This is a genomic window from Asanoa iriomotensis, assembly GCF_016862515.1.
Classification (GTDB): Bacteria; Actinomycetota; Actinomycetes; order Mycobacteriales; family Micromonosporaceae; genus Asanoa; species Asanoa iriomotensis.
The window spans coordinates 94,400-112,828 of sequence record NZ_BONC01000016.1 but is presented as its reverse complement, the minus strand read 5'-3'; the positions used below and the strand labels follow the sequence as shown (position 1 = coordinate 112,828).

16 protein-coding genes are annotated in these 18,429 nt (G+C 63.9%); 10 read left to right on the top strand and 6 right to left on the bottom strand.

Translation table 11 applies throughout. From position 1 onward, the window contains the following. The first annotated feature begins 595 nt into the window (after positions 1–595). Positions 596–802 (top strand): hypothetical protein, encoded by a 207-nt coding sequence (locus Air01nite_RS13970; protein WP_203702619.1) that lies wholly within the window; start codon positions 596–598, stop codon positions 800–802. A 71-nt stretch (positions 803–873) separates the two neighbouring features. Here Air01nite_RS13970 and Air01nite_RS13965 read toward each other — a convergent pair whose 3' ends face one another. Then, positions 874–1,314, bottom strand: coding sequence for a DUF4240 domain-containing protein (locus Air01nite_RS13965; RefSeq protein ID WP_203702583.1), 441 nt, complete (start codon positions 1,312–1,314; stop codon positions 874–876). A 164-nt stretch (positions 1,315–1,478) separates the two neighbouring features. After that, positions 1,479–2,645, bottom strand: a complete 1,167-nt coding sequence (locus Air01nite_RS13960; protein WP_203702582.1) for a hypothetical protein — start codon at positions 2,643–2,645, stop codon at positions 1,479–1,481. Between the two features lie 1,791 nt (positions 2,646–4,436). Between Air01nite_RS13960 and Air01nite_RS13955 the strand changes: the two genes are divergently transcribed. From Air01nite_RS13955 to Air01nite_RS13925, 7 genes are all read left to right on the top strand, one after another. Further along, positions 4,437–5,399: a hypothetical protein gene (locus Air01nite_RS13955; RefSeq protein WP_203702580.1), complete on the top strand. Its 963-nt coding sequence runs from the start codon at positions 4,437–4,439 to the stop codon at positions 5,397–5,399. A gap of 74 nt (positions 5,400–5,473) precedes the next feature. Further along, on the top strand, positions 5,474–6,112 hold the full coding sequence (locus Air01nite_RS13950) for an NUDIX hydrolase (RefSeq protein WP_203702578.1): 639 nt from the start codon (positions 5,474–5,476) through the stop codon (positions 6,110–6,112). A 996-nt stretch (positions 6,113–7,108) separates the two neighbouring features. Further along, on the top strand, positions 7,109–7,783 hold the full coding sequence (locus tag Air01nite_RS13945; RefSeq protein ID WP_203702576.1) for a histidine phosphatase family protein: 675 nt from the start codon (positions 7,109–7,111) through the stop codon (positions 7,781–7,783). 853 nt (positions 7,784–8,636) lie between these two features. Continuing rightward, entirely contained in the window at positions 8,637–8,900 is a 264-nt protein-coding gene (locus Air01nite_RS13940; RefSeq protein ID WP_203702575.1) for a DUF7662 domain-containing protein, read from the top strand. A 384-nt stretch (positions 8,901–9,284) separates the two neighbouring features. Next, positions 9,285–10,574: a hypothetical protein gene (locus tag Air01nite_RS13935; RefSeq protein WP_203702573.1), complete on the top strand. Its 1,290-nt coding sequence runs from the start codon at positions 9,285–9,287 to the stop codon at positions 10,572–10,574. 622 nt (positions 10,575–11,196) lie between these two features. Continuing rightward, on the top strand, positions 11,197–11,907 hold the full coding sequence (locus tag Air01nite_RS13930) for a hypothetical protein (protein ID WP_203702572.1): 711 nt from the start codon (positions 11,197–11,199) through the stop codon (positions 11,905–11,907). A gap of 424 nt (positions 11,908–12,331) precedes the next feature. Beyond that, positions 12,332–13,138, top strand: a complete 807-nt coding sequence (locus tag Air01nite_RS13925) for a hypothetical protein (protein ID WP_203702570.1) — start codon at positions 12,332–12,334, stop codon at positions 13,136–13,138. 282 nt (positions 13,139–13,420) lie between these two features. On the opposite strand, the gene Air01nite_RS13920 is transcribed toward Air01nite_RS13925, so the two are convergent. The 3 genes from Air01nite_RS13920 to lepB form a co-directional block, all read right to left on the bottom strand. After that, positions 13,421–14,056, bottom strand: a complete 636-nt coding sequence (locus Air01nite_RS13920; RefSeq protein ID WP_203702568.1) for a hypothetical protein — start codon at positions 14,054–14,056, stop codon at positions 13,421–13,423. A gap of 88 nt (positions 14,057–14,144) precedes the next feature. Beyond that, a complete protein-coding gene (locus tag Air01nite_RS13915) occupies positions 14,145–14,678 on the bottom strand; it encodes a hypothetical protein (protein ID WP_203702567.1) in 534 nt (177 codons plus the stop codon). Between the two features lie 492 nt (positions 14,679–15,170). Continuing rightward, on the bottom strand, positions 15,171–15,692 hold the full coding sequence (gene lepB, locus Air01nite_RS13910) for a signal peptidase I (RefSeq protein ID WP_203702565.1): 522 nt from the start codon (positions 15,690–15,692) through the stop codon (positions 15,171–15,173). Between the two features lie 1,473 nt (positions 15,693–17,165). Between lepB and Air01nite_RS42085 the strand changes: the two genes are divergently transcribed. Next, the gene (locus Air01nite_RS42085; protein ID WP_505606719.1) at positions 17,166–17,375 is read left to right on the top strand and encodes an immunity protein CdiI family protein; all 210 of its coding nucleotides are present in this window, start codon (positions 17,166–17,168) and stop codon (positions 17,373–17,375) included. On the opposite strand, the gene Air01nite_RS13905 is transcribed toward Air01nite_RS42085, so the two are convergent. Continuing rightward, positions 17,372–17,836 carry a hypothetical protein gene (locus Air01nite_RS13905; protein WP_203702564.1) on the bottom strand — a complete coding sequence of 155 codons (465 nt, stop codon included), beginning with the start codon at positions 17,834–17,836 and terminating at the stop codon, positions 17,372–17,374. The two genes, Air01nite_RS42085 and Air01nite_RS13905, sit on opposite strands and share 4 nt — an antisense overlap. Before the next feature lie 25 nt (positions 17,837–17,861). Here Air01nite_RS13905 and Air01nite_RS13900 point away from each other — a divergent pair, with 25 nt between their 5' ends. After that, complete coding sequence (locus Air01nite_RS13900; protein ID WP_203702562.1) at positions 17,862–18,266, top strand: hypothetical protein; 405 nt, start codon at positions 17,862–17,864, stop codon at positions 18,264–18,266. The last annotated feature ends 163 nt before the right edge of the window (positions 18,267–18,429 follow it).

The window sequence follows — 18,429 nt, the reverse complement described above, 5'->3', positions numbered from 1 at the left end:
CAAGCCGACGATCAGCGCGACGGCCGCGAGCACCGCGGCGGCTCCTCCACACACGGCGATGATCACCCAGCGTTGTTTCGCGGTCACCTGCCCATCGTGGTGACCTGGGCTCGTCGCGTCCATCCACCGATCACCCATCCGAGAACCCGCGATGGAATCCACAGTGGCGTCAGGCGGTCCTACGAGCACCACAAGATGATCGTGAACCGGGCCGCCACACAAAAGCCGCGGAACGCGCTCCGAACCGCATTGCGCTCCGGTGCTCTGAACTGCGTAAACCTCCCTGGCACAGGTATCTGGGGTGTCGAGTAGTCATGCGCAGGTTCGAACCCCACCTCGACGGCCGAAACGCGCCCCCAAGCGCACCGAGGCGAGCCTTCTGACCTGCACAAATAGCGTCGAACGCGCAGGTCTATCTCGGCGGCGGGATACAGCCCACAACTGCGCACCGTCCGGGCGGTTGTCCCTGGTCACGGACGTGTACGTGGGGGAATGACCGCAGCGCTGGGTTCGTCGGGCTGGGCAAGCGGTGTAGGTACCTGCGCACGTGGGCGGGGTGAGGTGTCGATCATGGCCGGCGGCCTGGGTGGGGTCGGTGCCCTCAGACGACAGCATCCGCTTCTGCCGAATTGAGGGCGTCTCGACGGTCACCAGCAGGGGGCAGAGGAAGCATGCCTGCGCTGGGGTCGCGGCCGATCTGGCGGTCATGCTCGCCCACGGCGGTGAGGCGATCTCGGACCTGGCCGTCCTGCGGGTTCAGGCGGCGCTGTTCGGGCCGGTCGCGTCCGACCCGCCCGCGTAGCGACTGCTGTCCACACTGGACGGCTCGGCCCTGGACCGGTTGCTCGCCGGAGAAGGGTGCCGCACTGATACTTACCGGGCCAACCGTTCATCGAGCACCTGGTTAAACAGGAAACAGAGTTCGGCGCACTCGGCGTCGTACACCGCCATCTCCGCATCGGCGAGGACGGCAGCGTGGAACTCGCGCCCGAGCGCCACGATGAACCCCCGACGGTACAGAAAGCCATCGTACGAGCCTTCGACCACCTCGTGAATCTCGGGGCGGTCGAGGTCTGCGAGCTTGAGTTCAAGCATCTGGTCCAGGTCCCGCAGTTGCTCGTCCGACAACGTGTCGCAGTCGCCGCAGAGCAGGTCCAGGAGCGGGTCCAGCCATCGCTCAACGGCAGCGTAGTCGGGATCCTCGTCGGGATCCGGGGTGCGCCGGATCAACGCGGTTCGGTCTGCTGCCGCCTGCGAGCCGAGCCGTGCCCAAGCCGCTTCGATCATCGACCACAACCGGTCCTCGGCATTCACCCGATGATCGTAACGCCGCATACACGCACGCTTTTGCCGCTTACAGGTCGGGTCAAGCGTGCGTGCGACGCCGTGCAGCCCTGTCCGTTGTGGACCCGTCCCACTCCGGCTGGATTGAGCGAAGATGTCCGACAGGAGGCATACAAGGATGGCGCCGCCTTGACTCAGTCGTCCGGAAACGGACGCCGTCCTGCATACCAGGCTGCGAGAGCTTCCTCGGTATTGGGAAGGTTGCACTCTCCGATCGCTCGTTGGATCATCATGCCTTGCTTCAGCATGTTCGAATGAAGGACGACGCGGACGATCTCCTGCTGGGGCTCTGAGAGATCAGTGAACGCGGCGCCGTCCGGGAGTGGCCCGTCGGGGAAGGTCAGCCCGAGCAGCAGACGGAGTGCCAGGAAGTCCGCTCGATCCGGATCTGGAACCCGCATTCGGTCGAGCAGCAGATCTGCGAGCTGCGGCACAGACTCCCCGGTGATGCCGCTGAAAGCCCAAGCGGCCGCGTTGGCCATAGTGTCGGCAAGTGATTGCCACTCCTTTTGCTCCGGGTCTAGCAGGCAGTCGCTGAGTTCTGCCAAAAGCGCGGTGTCGGGTGCGGGAAGGAGGCGCACCAGTCCGATCAGTGCCGCCCGGTGAACGACGCGATCGGCGTTGCCACGCCACCGGCGCACCGCATCCACGATGCTCCCTTGGGAGGGTTCGCCGGCACGTCCGACCGCGATGCACATCGCCGTGGCTACGGCCAGGTCCGTCTCCACCAAGAGCTGCTGAGCCAGTACCGGTGACATGATCGACCAATCCTGCGGGAAGCGCCCAAGCAAATCTGCCATGCCGAGTCGAAGCTCCGGGTCGCGATCTCGCAGAACCCGCAGGTACGTGGGGACGCCAGCGTGCACCGCCTCGTACGCAGCCGCGTGGCAGGCGCTGGTCACTGGCCGTCGGTACCCGCCGTGCCTGCGCCACTCGGGCGATCTCGCCAACCACCACTCCGAGCGCTGGTCCGCCAGATCGTCCAGCGTCGGGACCACCGCCCGCCTCGGCGACTCGTACAGCTCGACACCGTCGACGATCGTCCGTAGAAGGCGGTAGGCCACCAGCCGGTCCGGCACATTCCGGTTCGCGAGTAGGTCGATCAAGTGCGGCGCGACGGCAATGCTCGGCTCATACACCAAACCCTGATGCTGGAGATGATCCTCAAGCTTTCTTTCCGCTTCCCTTCGCGCCGCCGAGTCAGGATTCCGAAGTGCGCGCAGCAGGTCTGGAACATCGGAGGCCGATCCGTATGGGCCGTGCAGCGATTGCCAGTCCACTGCTCGCAAGTGGTCATCCACGGCCGGGAAGGTAGCATCATCCGCCATCAACTCCACTCGTCGAGGGCCTTCTCCGCCCGGACGCACCGAAACCGGTACAGCTGGCGACCCAACGACGTAGTTTCCCTCGTCTCGCAGGCATCCTCTTCTGCAGCTGACCGTGCGCGCGACTCGGCGGGCAGGTCATGCGTCGCAGCGGACCCTGTCAGATGCGAACGGTCCCAACTCGCCAAGCAGCGCGCTGTCGATGCTGTGAACGTGGTCCGGAGAACCTCGTCCCGGCAATCTCGGACATGCTGAGCTCGGCAGTTACGGATGGAGCGCCCTACTTGATTGCGGCCGTCGAGGTTGCTGGGCAGGCCCGCGGCCATCGCTCTGTCGATTTCGTCGTGCGCAGGTTCGAGCCCCACCCCGACGCGCCGAGACGCGCCCCTAAGCGCATCAAGACGTACCCACTGAGCTGGGGAAACGCGATGGACGCGCAGGTCTATCTCGATGGCGGGATACAGCCCACAACTGCGCACCGTCCGGACGGTTGTCCCTGGTCACGGACGTCTACGTCGGCGATTGAACGCACTGTAGGGGGTTCTGGGTGGGCAGTTGGCGCGCGGACCTGCGCATGTTAGCGGCGTGAGGTTGGGGATCATGGCAGGCGGCCTTGGCCGAGGCCCCGAGATGTCCGTTGGCCACATCCGAGTCTGTCGACGAGAGTGCGCCCAAATTACGCGCGGCGCCGCCGGCTACACCGACCCGACCCTGGCCACGCGACCTCGACGCGGCGGCCGCCCCGGCGTGCGACAAGGCCTTTGTCCGCGCCAGCAGGGCCACGACGATCTCCTGCGGCCGGCCTACCCGTAGGGACCGACGGACATCGATGATCACACCGGCAGGTACGACACTCTTAGCCAGGTGGCACCCGTCTGTGCGCGCTCATACCTGCGGCGCGGAGGCCCGCCGACGAGCGAGCCGGGTGTATGAGCCTGCCGTTCTCCGGGCCGAGGTGAGCCGTGGCGCCAGTCGCTTGCGGCGGCGCCGGTTCGAATCGTCCAGCCAAGGCAGGCGTCGCCGACACCCGCACGGGGTATGCAACACGGCCAATACCCCGATGACGAGTTCCCTTATCCAGCTAGCTGATGCACGCCGGCCGGGATCAGCCGAAGCACTACCGACATCGCCGCCGACGCGAAACCGGCGAGCAGGGGTCGTAGCCGCACGGAGCCTCGTACCGCTTCACATCGGTCTCACGGTGCAAACGACCCGCGGACCCGGAGCGGCGGGCGGGTGCCATCCGGCCGGTCGGAGGGCACCCGCCCTTTGTCCGCCATCGTGCGCTTCGCCTGCCGCGACAGGGGTCAGTCTTCAGCCCTGGTCGACACATCCGCTGTCAACGACCGGCCTCCCGTCCCCTCAACGGTCGCCGTTGCGGCGACAGTCACGCGGACGAGTGAAACAGGGCCTATGCCAACTGGCTGGGCTTGTAAGCGCGCCATCCTCTGGCGCGTCGAGTGGCGAGGCCCCGATCGCTCGCGGCCCAATGAAGATCGGAACGGATAGGTCGTGAATGATGATCGACTACGTCGGGCCAAGATCGAGGTCTATCTGAAATCAGGTGCCGAGGGGTTACGTCGAAGCGACCGGCGCGATACCCTCCGTCGAGCCTGACATGCCTGGTGACCCTGTTGAGACTGGCTTGTGGGCAGCCCTGACTGGACACCCGGAGTTGCCATGACACCAAGCAATCGCACACGAAAACTGGAGCGATTGACGGGATTTCTTCAGGAAACAGATCGTTGGGCCCCCAGGATCGTTCGGTTGGGAGCCATCCAAGCCGTAATGTGGGGCCTTGTAGAAATGCTCGATCGCTTCGAGCTCACTACTTTCTCGAAATCTATTAACGGCCTGTTCGCATTTTCCCTCGTTGGGTTGATCATCTTCCAAAGTTTCGAGCTTTTCCTATTGTCGCGGAGCCGGCTGCAGCTAGTGCAACAGAAGAGCGCACAGCACCCCGCTGCCGTCTTCGCGGCAAGCCTAATTTCTTACGCTCGTTCGCTAAGTGAGAGCGAACCTCCGAAAGATCAAGCGATCCTTGAACTCCGCAGCTGGTCTAGTCGTCTCCTGCACCTTATGGGCGCGACGACTGAGCGAACCGAGCTCGGCCAGATCGCGCTAGCCGCTGCGGCGGCACTCCAGGAGCGTGACACCCAGATCGACATTCTCATTGATGACCTAGGCTGGTCGCTCTTTGAGCACGGTGATCCGGACACGGCCATTTCTAACATCGGTGAGGCATTGAGAATGATTGAGAACCGGTTGGTCAGTTCTCCTGGAGACGTCGTAGCACTAGGTGCAAAGGTGAAAGCCCTGAGACACCTTGCAAACATCGAGAGTCGCAATAAGGACCTTCCTTCGGCACGTGCCGACATCGGCACGGCCCGTGCAGCAGCCTCAAACCTATCGGGTGCTGAAAGGGACTTGCATCTAGCTCAACTCGACCATAGCGAGGCCGAAATAATCCTCACTGCCATCAACAAATCCGTCGGACCGACCGGCCAAGTCGATCCCTCCGGGACCCAGTCCGCCTTGCTCAACGAGGCATCCCGGCTCGCAGAATGCGCAGAGACGGTCTTCCACGGCTTAAGTGATCACGAACGAGAGGTCAAAGCGCTCAAGACCAAGGTTGACCTTTTAGTTCACGACACGAGAAAAGAAAAGTTTCGGGAAGCCGATGCGCGACTGCGTCGGCTTCAGAGGGAAGTCGCCCGAGAGTTGCGGTAGGCGGTTGACTTCCGGTAAGGCAAGATGGCCACAACGTCACACTGCACGAGCGATTGGAGATCAGGGTGGCAGAGATGATCGACATCTTTGACGGGAATCACCAGCCGATTGGAACTTTTGAGCGCGTTGCGGCTCATAAGCAAGGGTTGTGGCATCACACGTTTCACTGCTGGATCGTCGGAAGGGCGCCCGCCGAATCCGAGGGGTTTGTAGTTCTGCAACTTCGCTCCCCAAGCAAAAAGAACTACCCCAATATGCTTGACATCACAGCCGCTGGCCATTTGGAAGCCGGCGAGACCCCGGAGGATGGGGTGCGGGAGATTGAGGAGGAATTGGGCGTCGCGGTAGAAAGCGGGTCGCTTCTATATCTCGGGATAAAGCACGACGTCATGGATGAGAATAACGGCGTTCGAAATCGAGAATTTTCCCACGTCTATCTGCTTCGTGATGACCGGCCAATCGACCAGTACAGGCTGTCGGAAGAGGAAGTAAGTGGACTCGTCAGAATCTCCATCGCCGATGGCCTGGCGCTATTTTCCGGCGAGAAAGGCAGCGTGTCATGCCAAGCTATACGGGCTGACAGTGGCGGAACGGCCAACTTTGAGCGCGAGGTTCACGTCGAGGATCTGATTCCGAGAGTCGACAGCTACTACCTAAAGATCTTCGCGATCGCCGATCTTCATCTCAAGGGCTACAAGTACCTCAGTATCTAGGGCCTAGCTATCGGCTACGTCGCGATTGGTCGAGGTGGAGATGGCGGATACAAGCCTAGTTGTGGGGGGGTGCAGGGCAACTCCGGGAGGCTTGCACCTTGGTCACCTGTATGGGACGTTCTACGGCCTTGAGCTCATCGGCCAACCTTTTAATTTCTGTTTTGTAATCAGCGACTGCATCGATCGTGAGCGCGTTAACGCCAATTGCTATCGAGATATTGCTCTCTGCGTTCTGGGTGTTTCTCCGACCGACGTCAGCGTGGTCCGTGAGAGCCGTTTGCGACCCAGTCTCGCAACTTTGACCGACTACATAGAGCGATCGCTTTCATTTCGGCGTTTGCGCGAGGTGCATCCGAGACGCGACCTCTTGAAGGCGTCCACGTTCGAAGGAACTGTCGCTGATTTTGTGTACCCGGTACACCAAGCGTCATATCTGATTGGTCTGGGAGCGGAATGGGCGTCGTATAACGATGACAATGTCAACGTAGTAGGCTTGGCGAGAAGGGCCGCCAGCCAACTCAACCACCACTTCGGGACCTCTTTCCCGAACTCTCCGCGCCTCATTCCGCGCTCGCCCGGTCGATTGAATTCCTGGGATGGCCGTAGGATGGCAAAGTCAAACAACAATACGCTCGGCGTCAACTCGGGGCCGAGCCAAATAGACCGGTTCGTGAAACGCATGGTTGGACGCAGTGCTTCCGGGCCGACTTCGTTTGCGCACTCGCGACCAACCGAAATTGAGCTGGTGTATGCGAGGTTGTTCGAAGCTCCGCCAAATGCGCTCCAAGGTGCTGATGGGTTCGCGCGAATCGAGATTTTGCAACGAGCAGCAAGGGATAGACTGGGAAAGTATCGAGAGCGGATTTCAGAGCTTTCTGATCGCTACAGAGGTCATCGGATAGATGAGTTATTAGCACATTTTGAACGTGGAGCACGCCAAAGAATAGCGGACACCCTCGAAAGCTGCGGTGTGTAATGGCGAAGACGTTACTCTTGATGCGCCACGCAGAGTCGAGCAAGAACATCGAGGACCGTTTCGCGGGCGTCGAAGAGGGCGATGCGCTAACTCACCAAAGTTGGTCGGAAACGGCGGCAGCCGCAGAACATGTGCGTGACTTCATGACTCGGCTCCAGATTCAAGAGCTGCTCGTCCTGTCGTCGGACTCGCCAAGATCGATGCATTCTGGTGAGGTACTGTCGTCTATCCTCCAAGCGGAGCACAGAATCGATAGCCAACTGAGGTCCGTTGTGAATCCGGAGACCGCCGGAGTTTCCTATTCGGAGCTTGTCGCTAAGGATCCACTCATGGCCCAACAGTGGAACCTGTATCGGGGCGGCGTTTTTAATAGCTATGCGATCGGCGATATTGCACGAAACACCCGTCCTTACGAACGAGTTGTGCGGGAAAAGCTAGTCGCGCTAAAGCGTTTGGACGTTGAGCTAGCCCTGGTGGTCGGCCATCGCTCATTCATTACTTCAAGCCTGATCAATGTAGCGCGGGCGCGCCTCGGCTATCCAGCGGGATTTTTTGGATTTGTTCCGCTCGGCCACCTTTCATTGTGCGCGCTACGAAAGACTCGACAGGGGGACTGGACCATCTCCTTCGTTAATGTAGCTCCATCAGACCTTTCGACGCTCGGCGTGGCGCTCCTTCGCGCCGAGGAGCAATAGACACCGATCGCGTATGGCGGCTGCGCCGCCGACGAGCCTTCGACCGCTGCCGGGGCATTGACTCCGCCAGCCCCCGCGGCAGTGTCCGCGTTGACCACGTCCGTGGTTGCGGCAACGCTCGACCCCCGAAGACAGCGTGTCGGCGTGGTCCACCTGGTCGACGACGCGACTGTCGACCCGCGGTCAAGTCGCTCGTGCGCAGGTTCGAGCCCCACCTCGAAGCCTCGAAACGCGCTCGCAAGACGCACTGAGGCCTACCGTTGACCTGCGGAAACATCATCGAGCGGCAGGTCCATCTCGGCGGCGGGATACACGGGACAACTGCGCACCGTCTAGGCGGTTGTCCCTGGTCACGGACGTCTACGTCGGCGATTGACCGCGCCGCACGGGTTCGCCGGGTGGACAGCTGTCGCGGGGACCTGCGCACATGGCGGCGTGGCTGTGGATCATGCCCCAAGTCTTGGGTGAGCCCTCCTGCGGGGCAGTGTCCGCATACGCGGTGACGCGGCGTTGTCGCTCCGGTCGGACTGCGGGATGTCGTCTTTACCGACGTCGCGCCCGGTCCGGCCAACAAGCCTAGAACGGCCGGCGCGCGGGCAATCTGGCCTACTCCGGCTCGCCAGGCCGCAACACCAACCAAGGTGGGCAATGCGGGGCGGCGGAGGCGACGGGCTGCCGCAGCAGCCGATTCGCGCGGGGCGAGGAGCCGAGCGGAGCATCCGAGCTTGATCTCTGAGCGTCGGAGCGGTGCACGGCGCTTCGATGCCCTAGCTGGACGATCGGTCAAAATCAGTCGCCGCACGGCCCATTAACACTTGTGTACACCGCCGGGCGCGAGTGCACGCTGACAAGCATGGCGAGTGTTTATGAGCCCTTGGCGGAGTGGTTGCAGCGCCACGGCGGCGCGACGATCACCCTCGACTTCGGCCAGATCGAGACCATTCTCGGGCGTCGCCTGCCGCCCAGCGCCCACCGCTACGACAGGTGGTGGTCCAACGAGGACGATCCGGCCAGCACCCACAGCCAGAGCCGACGGGGCTGGATGGCCGGCGGATACGCTGTGTCCAGTGTGGATCGGAACTTTTCCAGTGTGACGTTCGTGCGCAACACGGAGTAGGTGAGTGACCATTGAACGACGCGGCCTGCTCGCCTAACCGAGCTGGAGCATCGGCGGCACCGCAGGGCCTGGCAGCCGAGGTCGCCTTTAGTCTGGCCACCGCCGCCACGCAGCCCGGCCACGCCGTCCTCGTCGCACTCGGTGCGTGGACCACGAACGAGAAGCGGCCGCTGCACCGAGCGGGCGTACGCGACCTCGACACGATCGTGGCCGGGCTTCGACCGGAGCCGGGGGCGTTGGCCCGAACGATGGCGCCGCGGAGACCCTTTCGCTTCGACCGAACACGCCCGCCAACCTCGAAGCGCCGAACATGGTCGCGGCCGCAGTCCCACGTCGAGGGTGGATGGATAGCGGCAGGTGATGGTGGCGGGCAGAATCTGTCGTGTGGATCTGCAGCGAGCCCTCGAGGTCGTCTCCCAGCCGTTGACCTACGAGGGTGTCAGCGATCCCCAGCTCTGCGCCCAGGTACAAGCTCTCGCCGACCGCGACCTCGGTATTGGATGCGTCCCTGTGCTGGACGGTCAGGATTCGGTGCGGCCAGTGGATGTTCTACTGCGGCTTGCGGTGGCGACCAAGCCGGAGTACCAGACAGACCTTTATGAAGTGCACCGGCATTGGTCGCTCATGCGATACCTGGGTCTCTTCGACGCCGACTCGAACGGGCGGCTGTGCTTGTCGTCCGCCGGCCGGCGGATCGTCGGGAACCAGCGCAAGGTCACGTCGGAGGAACTTGGTATCGGGTTCGCCGTGTACCGAGCTGAGCAGTGGGTGGCCAGCCGCTGGCCTAGAACCACGTCGGTCGCCGTGATCGATATCGACGTCGCGCTGACAAGCGGCTATGTCAGGGCCGGCGCGGTCGCCTCGTCGGTTGTGCAGCGTTCGGGACGTCGCCCCGACTATCTCCTGATCGCGGAGAGCCCGGACAGTCAAGACCGATACCGCTACGCGGTGATCGAGTGCAAGGGCACGAAAAGTTGGACGAACGGACTCAAGCAGATGGCGTCCGCGTGTGAGCAGTTGCGGGGCGTGTCCGTCGGAGACGGACAGCCTCCCGGGCTGGCTGTCGGTACGGTCCTCGCAGACCACCGCATACGTTGCCGGGCGCTGGAGCTGGCACCTCGATCACACGGCCGGGACGTCGAGCCGGTGGCGGACTGGGTGGAGCAGCCGCGGGTGTTCGAAGATGTGGCGGAGGTGTACATCGAGCCGGACACGTTCGAGCGGGCCGTCCATGTCGACATCGACGAGAACGTGCCCGTTTCGGCGGAGGAAATGGTGACGGTTGGCATACAGGCTTCGTGGGCGAGCCTGGCCGACTTCGCCGGCAACGACTCCGCCTTTCGGAGATGGGCGCCTCCGGTGTTCCGGGCGAACCTGGAACGGGATGTGCGTGCTCGACCTCAGCGGGTCCGGCGTCAGACGCGTGGGGGCCTGGACGTCGTAGGCGTGCGCAACCTGATCACGTTGCCCGGCGGTGATCTCGAAATTGTGTTCGGTCTGGCAGCAGAGGTCGACGATGCGCTCACCGGCCGAGACCCCGCCGCAGTGATCGACGCGCAAGGCCGGGTAGCCGAACGGGGCGCGTACGAGAACGACCTCCCGCGGCGTGAGGTCAGCGAAGAGGTCACCGCCGTGTCGGACAACGGAGCCGTGCTGATGCTGGCCCCGCGCTAACGAAGGCCCCAGCGCCGAGGGCGGCGATCACCGATTCGAGAACCCGTAACCCAGAACCCAAGAGTCGCGCCTGACGGTCGTAGGAGTCCGATGGCTTATCGAGCACAGGTCTCCGGCCTACCGAAGCCGCGGATCAGGCCCCGAAACACATCGCTTTCCAGTTGCTCTGGACCGCAAACCTCGGTGGCGTACGTGTATCTCGGTGTCGAGTCTTAGTGCGCAGGTTCGAACCCCACCCTCGACAGCCCGAAACGCGCCCCTATGCGCATCAAGACGCATGCTTTGAGCTGGGAAAACACGTTGGACGCGCAGGTCTATCTCGATGGCGGGATACAACCCACAACTGCGCACCGCCCGGGCGGTTGTCCCTGGTCACGGACGTGTACGTGGGAGATTGACCGCTACGACAGCCTCCACGGCCCTGGGAGTCGTCGCCGACGCGGCAGGAGAGACTGGGCCGCGATGACAACAACGTGATCGGCGGCGCCTCATTCAACGCATGCCGCGCTGCGTTCGAGGTTGCTGGCTGTTGCGGCGGAGCATGCACCGGATCACGCCGCGAGGCGACATCCCGGTCGGTCCGGGCGCCAAATAGTCAGTACAGTGCGGCGCGTGAAGAGATATGCCTGACTTCTACCGGGTCATCGTCGATGCAGGCCACGACCTCGCGGCGTCGGCCAGGAACATCGGAGCCTTCAGTACGAACACCTTCGACGCCGCCCGAAACCTCGGACGAGCCGACCTGCTGTCGGCCGACGAGGAGATCGCGAAGCTGCTCAAGCAGGCCAAACTCAAGCACCTAGTGATCGGCTTCGCGGCCGGTGCGGTCGCGGTCGGTGGCACCGTCCTCACGGTCAAGGCCGCGCCCCACATCAAGGGCTGGATCAACGGCCTGAGGTCGAAGCTGAGCGGCGAGGCCGATAACCAGCCGGCCCTGGATAGCAACGTCGAGACGGGCTTTCCGCAGCAGGTGGAGCTGGCGCTAGAGGACTTCCGGGCAGGTGTGAGCAGCGAGGAAGTAAAACGGCGCATCGCGATGATCATGATTGCCGCGGCTTTCATCGCGGACCAGATCCGAGCGCTGTCCCACGCTCGCGTCGAGGACACCGAGGCGCCCCGGGAACTCCGAACCGCACTAGCGAAGCTCTCCGCCGCTGACCTCACGGACACCGTCAACCGGATGCTGGAGGCCAACTCCTCGCTGCTCAGCGACGAGACCTCGGCCGCGCTCATGAAGATCTTCGAGGGCGGCCGGTTCGTCGAGGGCGCGTACGTGCCGCTTCGCAACGACAAGGTCAGGGACGCGTTCCGTCTGACGAACGGCGGCGACTGACCACGGCCCGGCCGGGAGCCACCCCGCTGGATCTTCTCGTCAACACAGCACGCTCCAGGCGCGGGCGACCACGCGACTCGTGGTTACCCAAGGTGGTTGAGGCGGATAGCCCACGCATGATTGCGTTTACGGATCTGGCCGAGATGCCCGGTGTCAGCATCACCAGTATTGTCCTTGGCGTCGTCACGGGCGCGTGCCTTGCGGACGTCGTGCTCGTGGGCTCTGCCCGCCGGCCGACCGCGATGATGGACGGCAGCAACGATCGGCCGAGGTCGCTGAGGGCGTAGTCGCCGCGTGCTGCAGGTGCCGGTCAAGCTCTGCCACCAGCTCGCACGGGGGGCCGGATCACGCCCGGGGTCCTTGTCCCGCGGGCCGCGGACAAACGAGTTTGGCGATACGCGGCTTGTCAGTACGGTGAGTCACCGTGACCGCCAGCGTGGAAGAAGACGAAGAACAGCAGAACCTTCACCAGCTCATGCGAGAGCTTGCGCCCGTACCGGGCTGGGTGGACCGGATCGGGAACGGCACGTTGTCAGCGTCGGCGGGCAGCCCTATGGCGGGCGACGATCGCCGGTCTGCGCCCTTCCACGTCTCACACTCGGTCGCGGCATCCCTGGGCGTCGCGGTCGATCACGCGCACTGCCTGCTTCGTTCGATCGAGGGTTGCACCGAGTGCAGCCCGCACCAGGTGACGCTCCTGATGAATTCGTACTACTCGTTGCTGCGAGCGGCGATGGAGAACGCGGCGCGGGTGGTGTGGATGCTGGCTCCAGACAAGCGCCCGGAGCGGGTGCTGCGGCGGCTGCGCCTGCAGGCCGGCAACGTCATCATGTCCGACGAGCTTTGCGAAGTTGGCGGCTTCCCACCGAAGAAGCCGAAGGCCGAACGGCTCCAGCGGATCAAGGACATCGCGGGGCAAGCCGGCGTCTCCCCGACGGAGGCGATCAAGCCAGCCGGAAACAAGCAGATCATCCGGGCCGCTGGGCAGCACATCGCCGGCGACGCCAACCACGCGGAAGTACTCTGGCGGGCATGCAGCGCCGCCTCCCACGGTGACATCTGGGCGGCACTGAGCCTGCACGAACGCCGAATAACCAGCGAGAACGGCGACGTGTTTACCGCGTACGCGTCCGCGTCGACCCGAGTACTCACGACATTCGTCGTCGAGACCATGGCCGTAATCCGGACCGCGGTCCTGCTGTCCGACGTCCGCAACCAGCCGCCGTACTGAACCTATGCTCCATAACCGGCGCCTCCACCGCCCGCCGTGGGGATGCCAGTGGAACACTCTGGTGCGCCTGTGGATGCATCGCGGCTGGCTGGCGATCTGACGCGCTGGACGACCCGCGCCTCGATCACCATGACGATGCGTAGCCAGGGACCGAGTAGCCGCGCTCGCGAACACGCCGATGAGCGGACAGCTCGGCGGCGCGACATCCCGGAGCCACCGACGGCGCGCCAAAAGGACTCGCCGACATCCGACGTCCAGTCGAACCCTCTCCGCGTCCGTTCCCTACAGCGCCAGGAGGGCGACAACCACTGCGCCCCAGGTGCCTATGAGCGCCAGCATCGCGAGCCAAAACATCCGCCGCTCAGACTTGCGCGACGCGTCCGCTTCCCCTTTGAAGTGCGACATTTGCTGGACGGCGACGTCGCGGTGCTCGACAGAAACACGCACCATCTCCGACATGCGCTCAGAAACCTCCAGCAATGCCTGAAGGGTCTGCTGCGGCGTCTCGTCGATCTCCCACTCTTCGGCTTCGGGCATCTCCAGCACAGTCGGAACAGGGGGACTCACCGGCTCCGCAGCGGTGGGAAATAACTTGACCTTCGGCGCAGTAAACAGATTGCCAAGGTTAGGCTTCAGCGCTGCCGCGAGATTCTCACTGATGCGGCGTAACTGATCCCCGTACACCGAGTTGACGACGCTGCCCAGCCTCTTGTTGATGTCGAGCATGGCAGCCTTCGCCGCCTCATGGTCGGGGTGGTCCGGATCAGCTTCAGCTTCCTCGATCTCATCAAGGGTCATTTGCATGCCGCGGTCGACGAGCGGGTCCCCAGTGGGCACGTACTTGATGTCATCGAGATTGATGACCTTGCGTCGATCCCTGTGGGTGTCTGTCGTCGTAGCTCCTTGCTCGTCGCTCATGCCGAAGATGTTCGCATTGTCGGGGACAGGCCCGACGCTCGGACATGCCGCGACTCGTTCGGCCGGAGAGCGTACGGCGATGACGTTGTCAAGGTGTCGGACCACCTTGGGGGTCGAGCGCGTTTCGCGCCGCTATCCACTGGTCGTGGAACGCGCGGCCGTTGATCGGCGTCAGATGCGGGTCGGCGTCCGGACCAAAGGCCGCCTCGGGCACGACGCCGTACACCCGTTCGTAGGCGCTGACCGCTTCGGTGCCGCCGGTGTCCCGCGCGTTGATGACCGCAGCGGACTCGGCCGCGGCCGTGTAGCGTCCGTCCGGTCCCATCTCGACGTGCCGACTGCACCAGCCGTCCGGTCTGATCTCGTCCCACGCGCTCACGCCTTCGAACTGCCAGGACACGTACCGGTACGCCACACCGACCAACACCTGCCAACGATCGCCGATGGGCTCGGCGTCCCATCGGGCGATACTGGTGTAGTCCTCGGCCCAGGCGACGCCGGTACCCCAGCGTTCGATGTCGGCCAACGTGTCGTCCTGCTGCTCGACGTCCTGATCGACCAGCAGCTCGTCGTTGAACAACCGCAAGACGTTCGGCTCATGCCGCTCAATCCGGTACACCACGGTCGGATGTTAGTTGGTTCAATGCCAGCGCTCTCGAACGCACTCACATGGCGCGGACGGTGCGCCCGGAACGTTGCGGTCCAGGACTCCCGAGGCGTGCTCGCCGCGCAACGGGGAGGCCAGGATCTTGCCCCGGTTGGATCATGTTCGGATGCAGATCGAGGCGTGGCTTAACCAGGAATGGCAGTTCATCCCAGGTCAGGAGATCTTCCGCTCCGAACGTGAGTTCGCGGTGTGGGCGTACACCGTGAGCCACAGCCAGCTTCTGCTGCGCGCTCGGCCTGCCGACGGGCTACCTCGCATCGACATCGTGTTCAAGCCGGTGGAGGCGATGAAGCTCCGTGCAGACTACGACGGGCTGGTCATCCGATGCGCGACCGTTGCCGAACGTGATCAGGTCGCCACCTCGTACATCCGGATCTGCCGCCGTCCGAGCGCACTTGCCCGTCGGTCACCTCGTTGCCGTCCGTGGCGGCTGTCAGGTGCGCCTGGTCAGTCGACCTTGACGGCGAACACCGACGACGCCGGCACCGGTCCGAAACACCGGGAGTCGTTCGACCGGGCGCGGCTGTCGCCCATAACGAACACGGAGTCGGCCGGCACGGTAACCGCGGCGAACCGACGCGGCCCGCAGTAGTTCGGCTTCGGCGGCTCGTCGAGCGACGCGTCCTCAATCACGTACGGCTCGTCCAGCGGCTTACCGTCGACCGTCACCGATCCCGCGGTATCGCAGCAGACGATGGTTTCGCCGCCGACCGCGACGACGCGTTTGAGCAGCGGCACTGTGCGCTCACCCCAAACGCCGCCGGGGGAACGGAACAAGACGACATCGCCGCGCCGTGGCTCATACGTGCCGGTGACCGTCCGTGCGGTGATGACTTGGCCGGCCGTGACTGTCGGCTCCATGCTGACGCCGCCCTGGGTGAACTGTTCGGTGGCCCCCGCCTCGGTCGCGTTACCGTCGCCGCAGCCGGCAACCGTCATCATGAGAAGGAGCATCATCAGCCTGCGCATCCGGCGGATCCTGCCAGAAGCGGCGATGCCGTGCGGTCCGCCGGGCGCGGCGCTACCCGGCGCTACCCCTGCGCCAAGGTCACATGCGCTGTCATGCCGCGACCAGGGCGGTTGCGGCTCGCCAGTGATCGTTACGATCCGTGCGCTCGCTCCGACCGAGCCTCCCACAGGCCGATGCGCGGTTATGTCGATGAGCGGACCGCCCGGTCGGACTCACTCTTGGGGGCGTCTCCCGTTCGCGCCAAGCGCTCGCGACTCAGATACCGAACCGGCTTGCGGAGCGACTCCGCATAGGCGGTCTCCCGTCGGGTTGACTCACCTACGTATCCGCCCGGATCCACGGTGTACACCTCGTCAGTCATGCGAATCTTTGCGGGTGCACGCCGCCGAGCCGCCCTTCAGGTCCGAGTTGTCGACTGCCCAGTCGTAGTCCGGCAGATCGGGAGGCTGAACATTCCGATGCTGATCACGACGCACCCTTCCATCGTGAGCCGCTGGTTGACCTCCGCGAACTCGGCCTCGAATTTGGTCGATCCGCAGAGCGCGATGACCTTCGCCTCACCCTCGGCCGGCTGCGCCGCCTGCTGGTCCCCCCATGAAGTTCATGATCGGTGAACCGACAGGACGCGTCCATCGCCGACCCTAGACGTCCGCTCATGCCGCGGTCAGCACCGTACGCCTTCTCATGCCTCCCGCGGCGCTGCCTGGTCCTCAGCTCCCGGGCGCGGCCAGCTGTGCCAGCAGGTTGAGCAGCTTCGGCCATGCAGTGCATCCAGCCGCCGCAAAGGGCGTCGGGCTTCCAGAGCTGATGCGCGCTGATCGGGTGCGGGCATCGACCACACGTCGTCGGCGGCGACCAAGGCGTCGGAGCTTTGTTCACGAAGCACCTCCATCCGGCGTGCGCCATCCTCTCCTGCCGCGATTCGCTTGCCTGTCTCGGCAGGGCCGGTGCTATGCGGACCTCGTCGGCGTCGACGCTCTCGGGCCGCATGCGAGCGTGTCTAAGGGCTCTGGGCGACGCCGCGGGCCGGTGCGTTCGGTCGATGTAGACACAGCCGAGGATCGCCGTCTCCTCCTTATTCAACAGCGCGTGGACGAAGCCCTTAGGCAGCCAACTCACGAGGGCCGAGGCCACCGGTCGTGACTGTTGGCGAGTCCCCGTCGTGGAGCAGGCAAAGCTCGTGCGCAGGTTCGAGCCCCACCTAGACGGGCCGAAACGCGCCCCCGAGCGCGTCGAGACGCACCCATTGAGCTGGGAAAACGCGATCGAAGCGCAGGTCTATCTCGATGGCGGGATACAGCCCACAACTGCGCACCATCCGGGCGGTTGTCCCTGGTCACGGACGTGTATGTGGGGGAATGACCGCGCGGCGCAGGGGTTCGTTGGCGGGGCAAGTGGTGTAGGCACCTGCGCACGGGGTGCGGTGAGGTGCCGATCATGGCCGGCAAGGACAGCGCTCGGCCTACAGCTCGATGTCGAAGATTGCCACGGAAATCCAGAGGCATCTGAGCGCCTGGGCGGGCGAGTTCGACGCGATCCTCGTCCGCCAAGACCCGACCCGTTCGGTGTTTCCGTCCGCTGAGGCTGAGGCCGTCTTCGTCGCTCGTGGCCGGGCATTGGCTCGCAGATGTGGGTGGAAGCCGGCGGCCGTTACGCGGTCGTCGAGTGCCTTGACGCACTAAATGACGTGCACAGCTTCTGCGGAAGTCGCGCGGCGACGCAGCTCAACGTAGGCCAACTGTGCTTCCGCGGCGTTGACGCCATCGACGAAATGCTCAAGGTTGGCAGTCCGCTGCCTGGCGCTGTTCCTAAACCGCGAGTGCCATCTTCGATCCTTGGTGAGCATCACGCGCTCGGCGACGTCGGTGAACTGGTCGGCAGTTATGTCCAGGATGAGACCGTCACGCTCAAGCCAAGCGTGTGACTGTAAGGGAACGTCTCGTTGGCCGCTGTAGTAGAGCGACTGGCCGAGCCCTTCGTCGACCAGAAACTGGCCGAGTAGTTCGCAGGTGTCGCCACAGGCGCCACGCGGAAACGCTGTCAAACTGACCAGCGGGAGATTCCCCTGTTCGAGAGCAGCGCGGAGCTTACCCGCGACTCTGCGAACAGCCTCCTCGTAGAGGGCGTCGTCATGCAAACCCACACCGCGAGGCTACAGGGAGCGCGTGATGGATGAGAGCAACGTTTCCCCCCGCATGGTAGCGGTGTCCTGCAGCGATCGAGGCCGGCACCGATCGGTGCCCCTAGGGAACATGTACGTGGTTTTCGATGCCGTTGTTGTTGATCCACCATCCAAGGGCGGTGACGCCCGCAAGCTAGATCGGGGACGTCTGCTGCCCGCACCTAGAGCACGCGACAGGACCGAGATGGAGTCGATCGGGTACGCGGATTTAGACTGGGCCAGTCCGGCCGAACTCGAGCTTGGCCAGACCGTGAGGACTCGCAGCATCGAGCTGCTATGTCCCAAGTGCCGCCGCAATCCACAGTTGGCTGCCGAACGGGCCGTCGACCTGTGGCATGGGCTTGAGCTGCTGGAGGTTAACGTGTTGGATATCAGCTCGTTGCCGGTCTAGCTGGTACCGTCCGTCGTGGCAAGTGGCCGTACGTCTGAGGCCTAGTAATCAGGCGCTGCATCACCCGCTCTCCGGTGGGTCACCTTTGTGTACCCGGAAGCAGGGCGATCAACATGCATACGTCGCGACCAGCGACCCGCCAGCATGCACGGTATGCCTTGGG

What these genes read in the sequence shown, in the direction of transcription:
- Air01nite_RS13900 (WP_203702562.1), top strand. Translation starts at nt 17,862, where the DNA reads ATGGATGAGAGCAACGTTTCCCCCCGCATGGTAGCGGTGTCCTGCAGC.
- Air01nite_RS13945 (WP_203702576.1), top strand. Translation starts at nt 7,109, where the DNA reads ATGCGCCACGCAGAGTCGAGCAAGAACATCGAGGACCGTTTCGCGGGC.
- Air01nite_RS13920 (WP_203702568.1), bottom strand. Translation starts at nt 14,056, where the DNA reads ATGAGCGACGAGCAAGGAGCTACGACGACAGACACCCACAGGGATCGA.
- lepB (WP_203702565.1), bottom strand. Translation starts at nt 15,692, where the DNA reads ATGCGCAGGCTGATGATGCTCCTTCTCATGATGACGGTTGCCGGCTGC.
- Air01nite_RS42085 (WP_505606719.1), top strand. Translation starts at nt 17,166, where the DNA reads ATGTCGAAGATTGCCACGGAAATCCAGAGGCATCTGAGCGCCTGGGCG.
- Air01nite_RS13940 (WP_203702575.1), top strand. Translation starts at nt 8,637, where the DNA reads ATGGCGAGTGTTTATGAGCCCTTGGCGGAGTGGTTGCAGCGCCACGGC.
- Air01nite_RS13950 (WP_203702578.1), top strand. Translation starts at nt 5,474, where the DNA reads ATGATCGACATCTTTGACGGGAATCACCAGCCGATTGGAACTTTTGAG.
- Air01nite_RS13930 (WP_203702572.1), top strand. Translation starts at nt 11,197, where the DNA reads ATGCCTGACTTCTACCGGGTCATCGTCGATGCAGGCCACGACCTCGCG.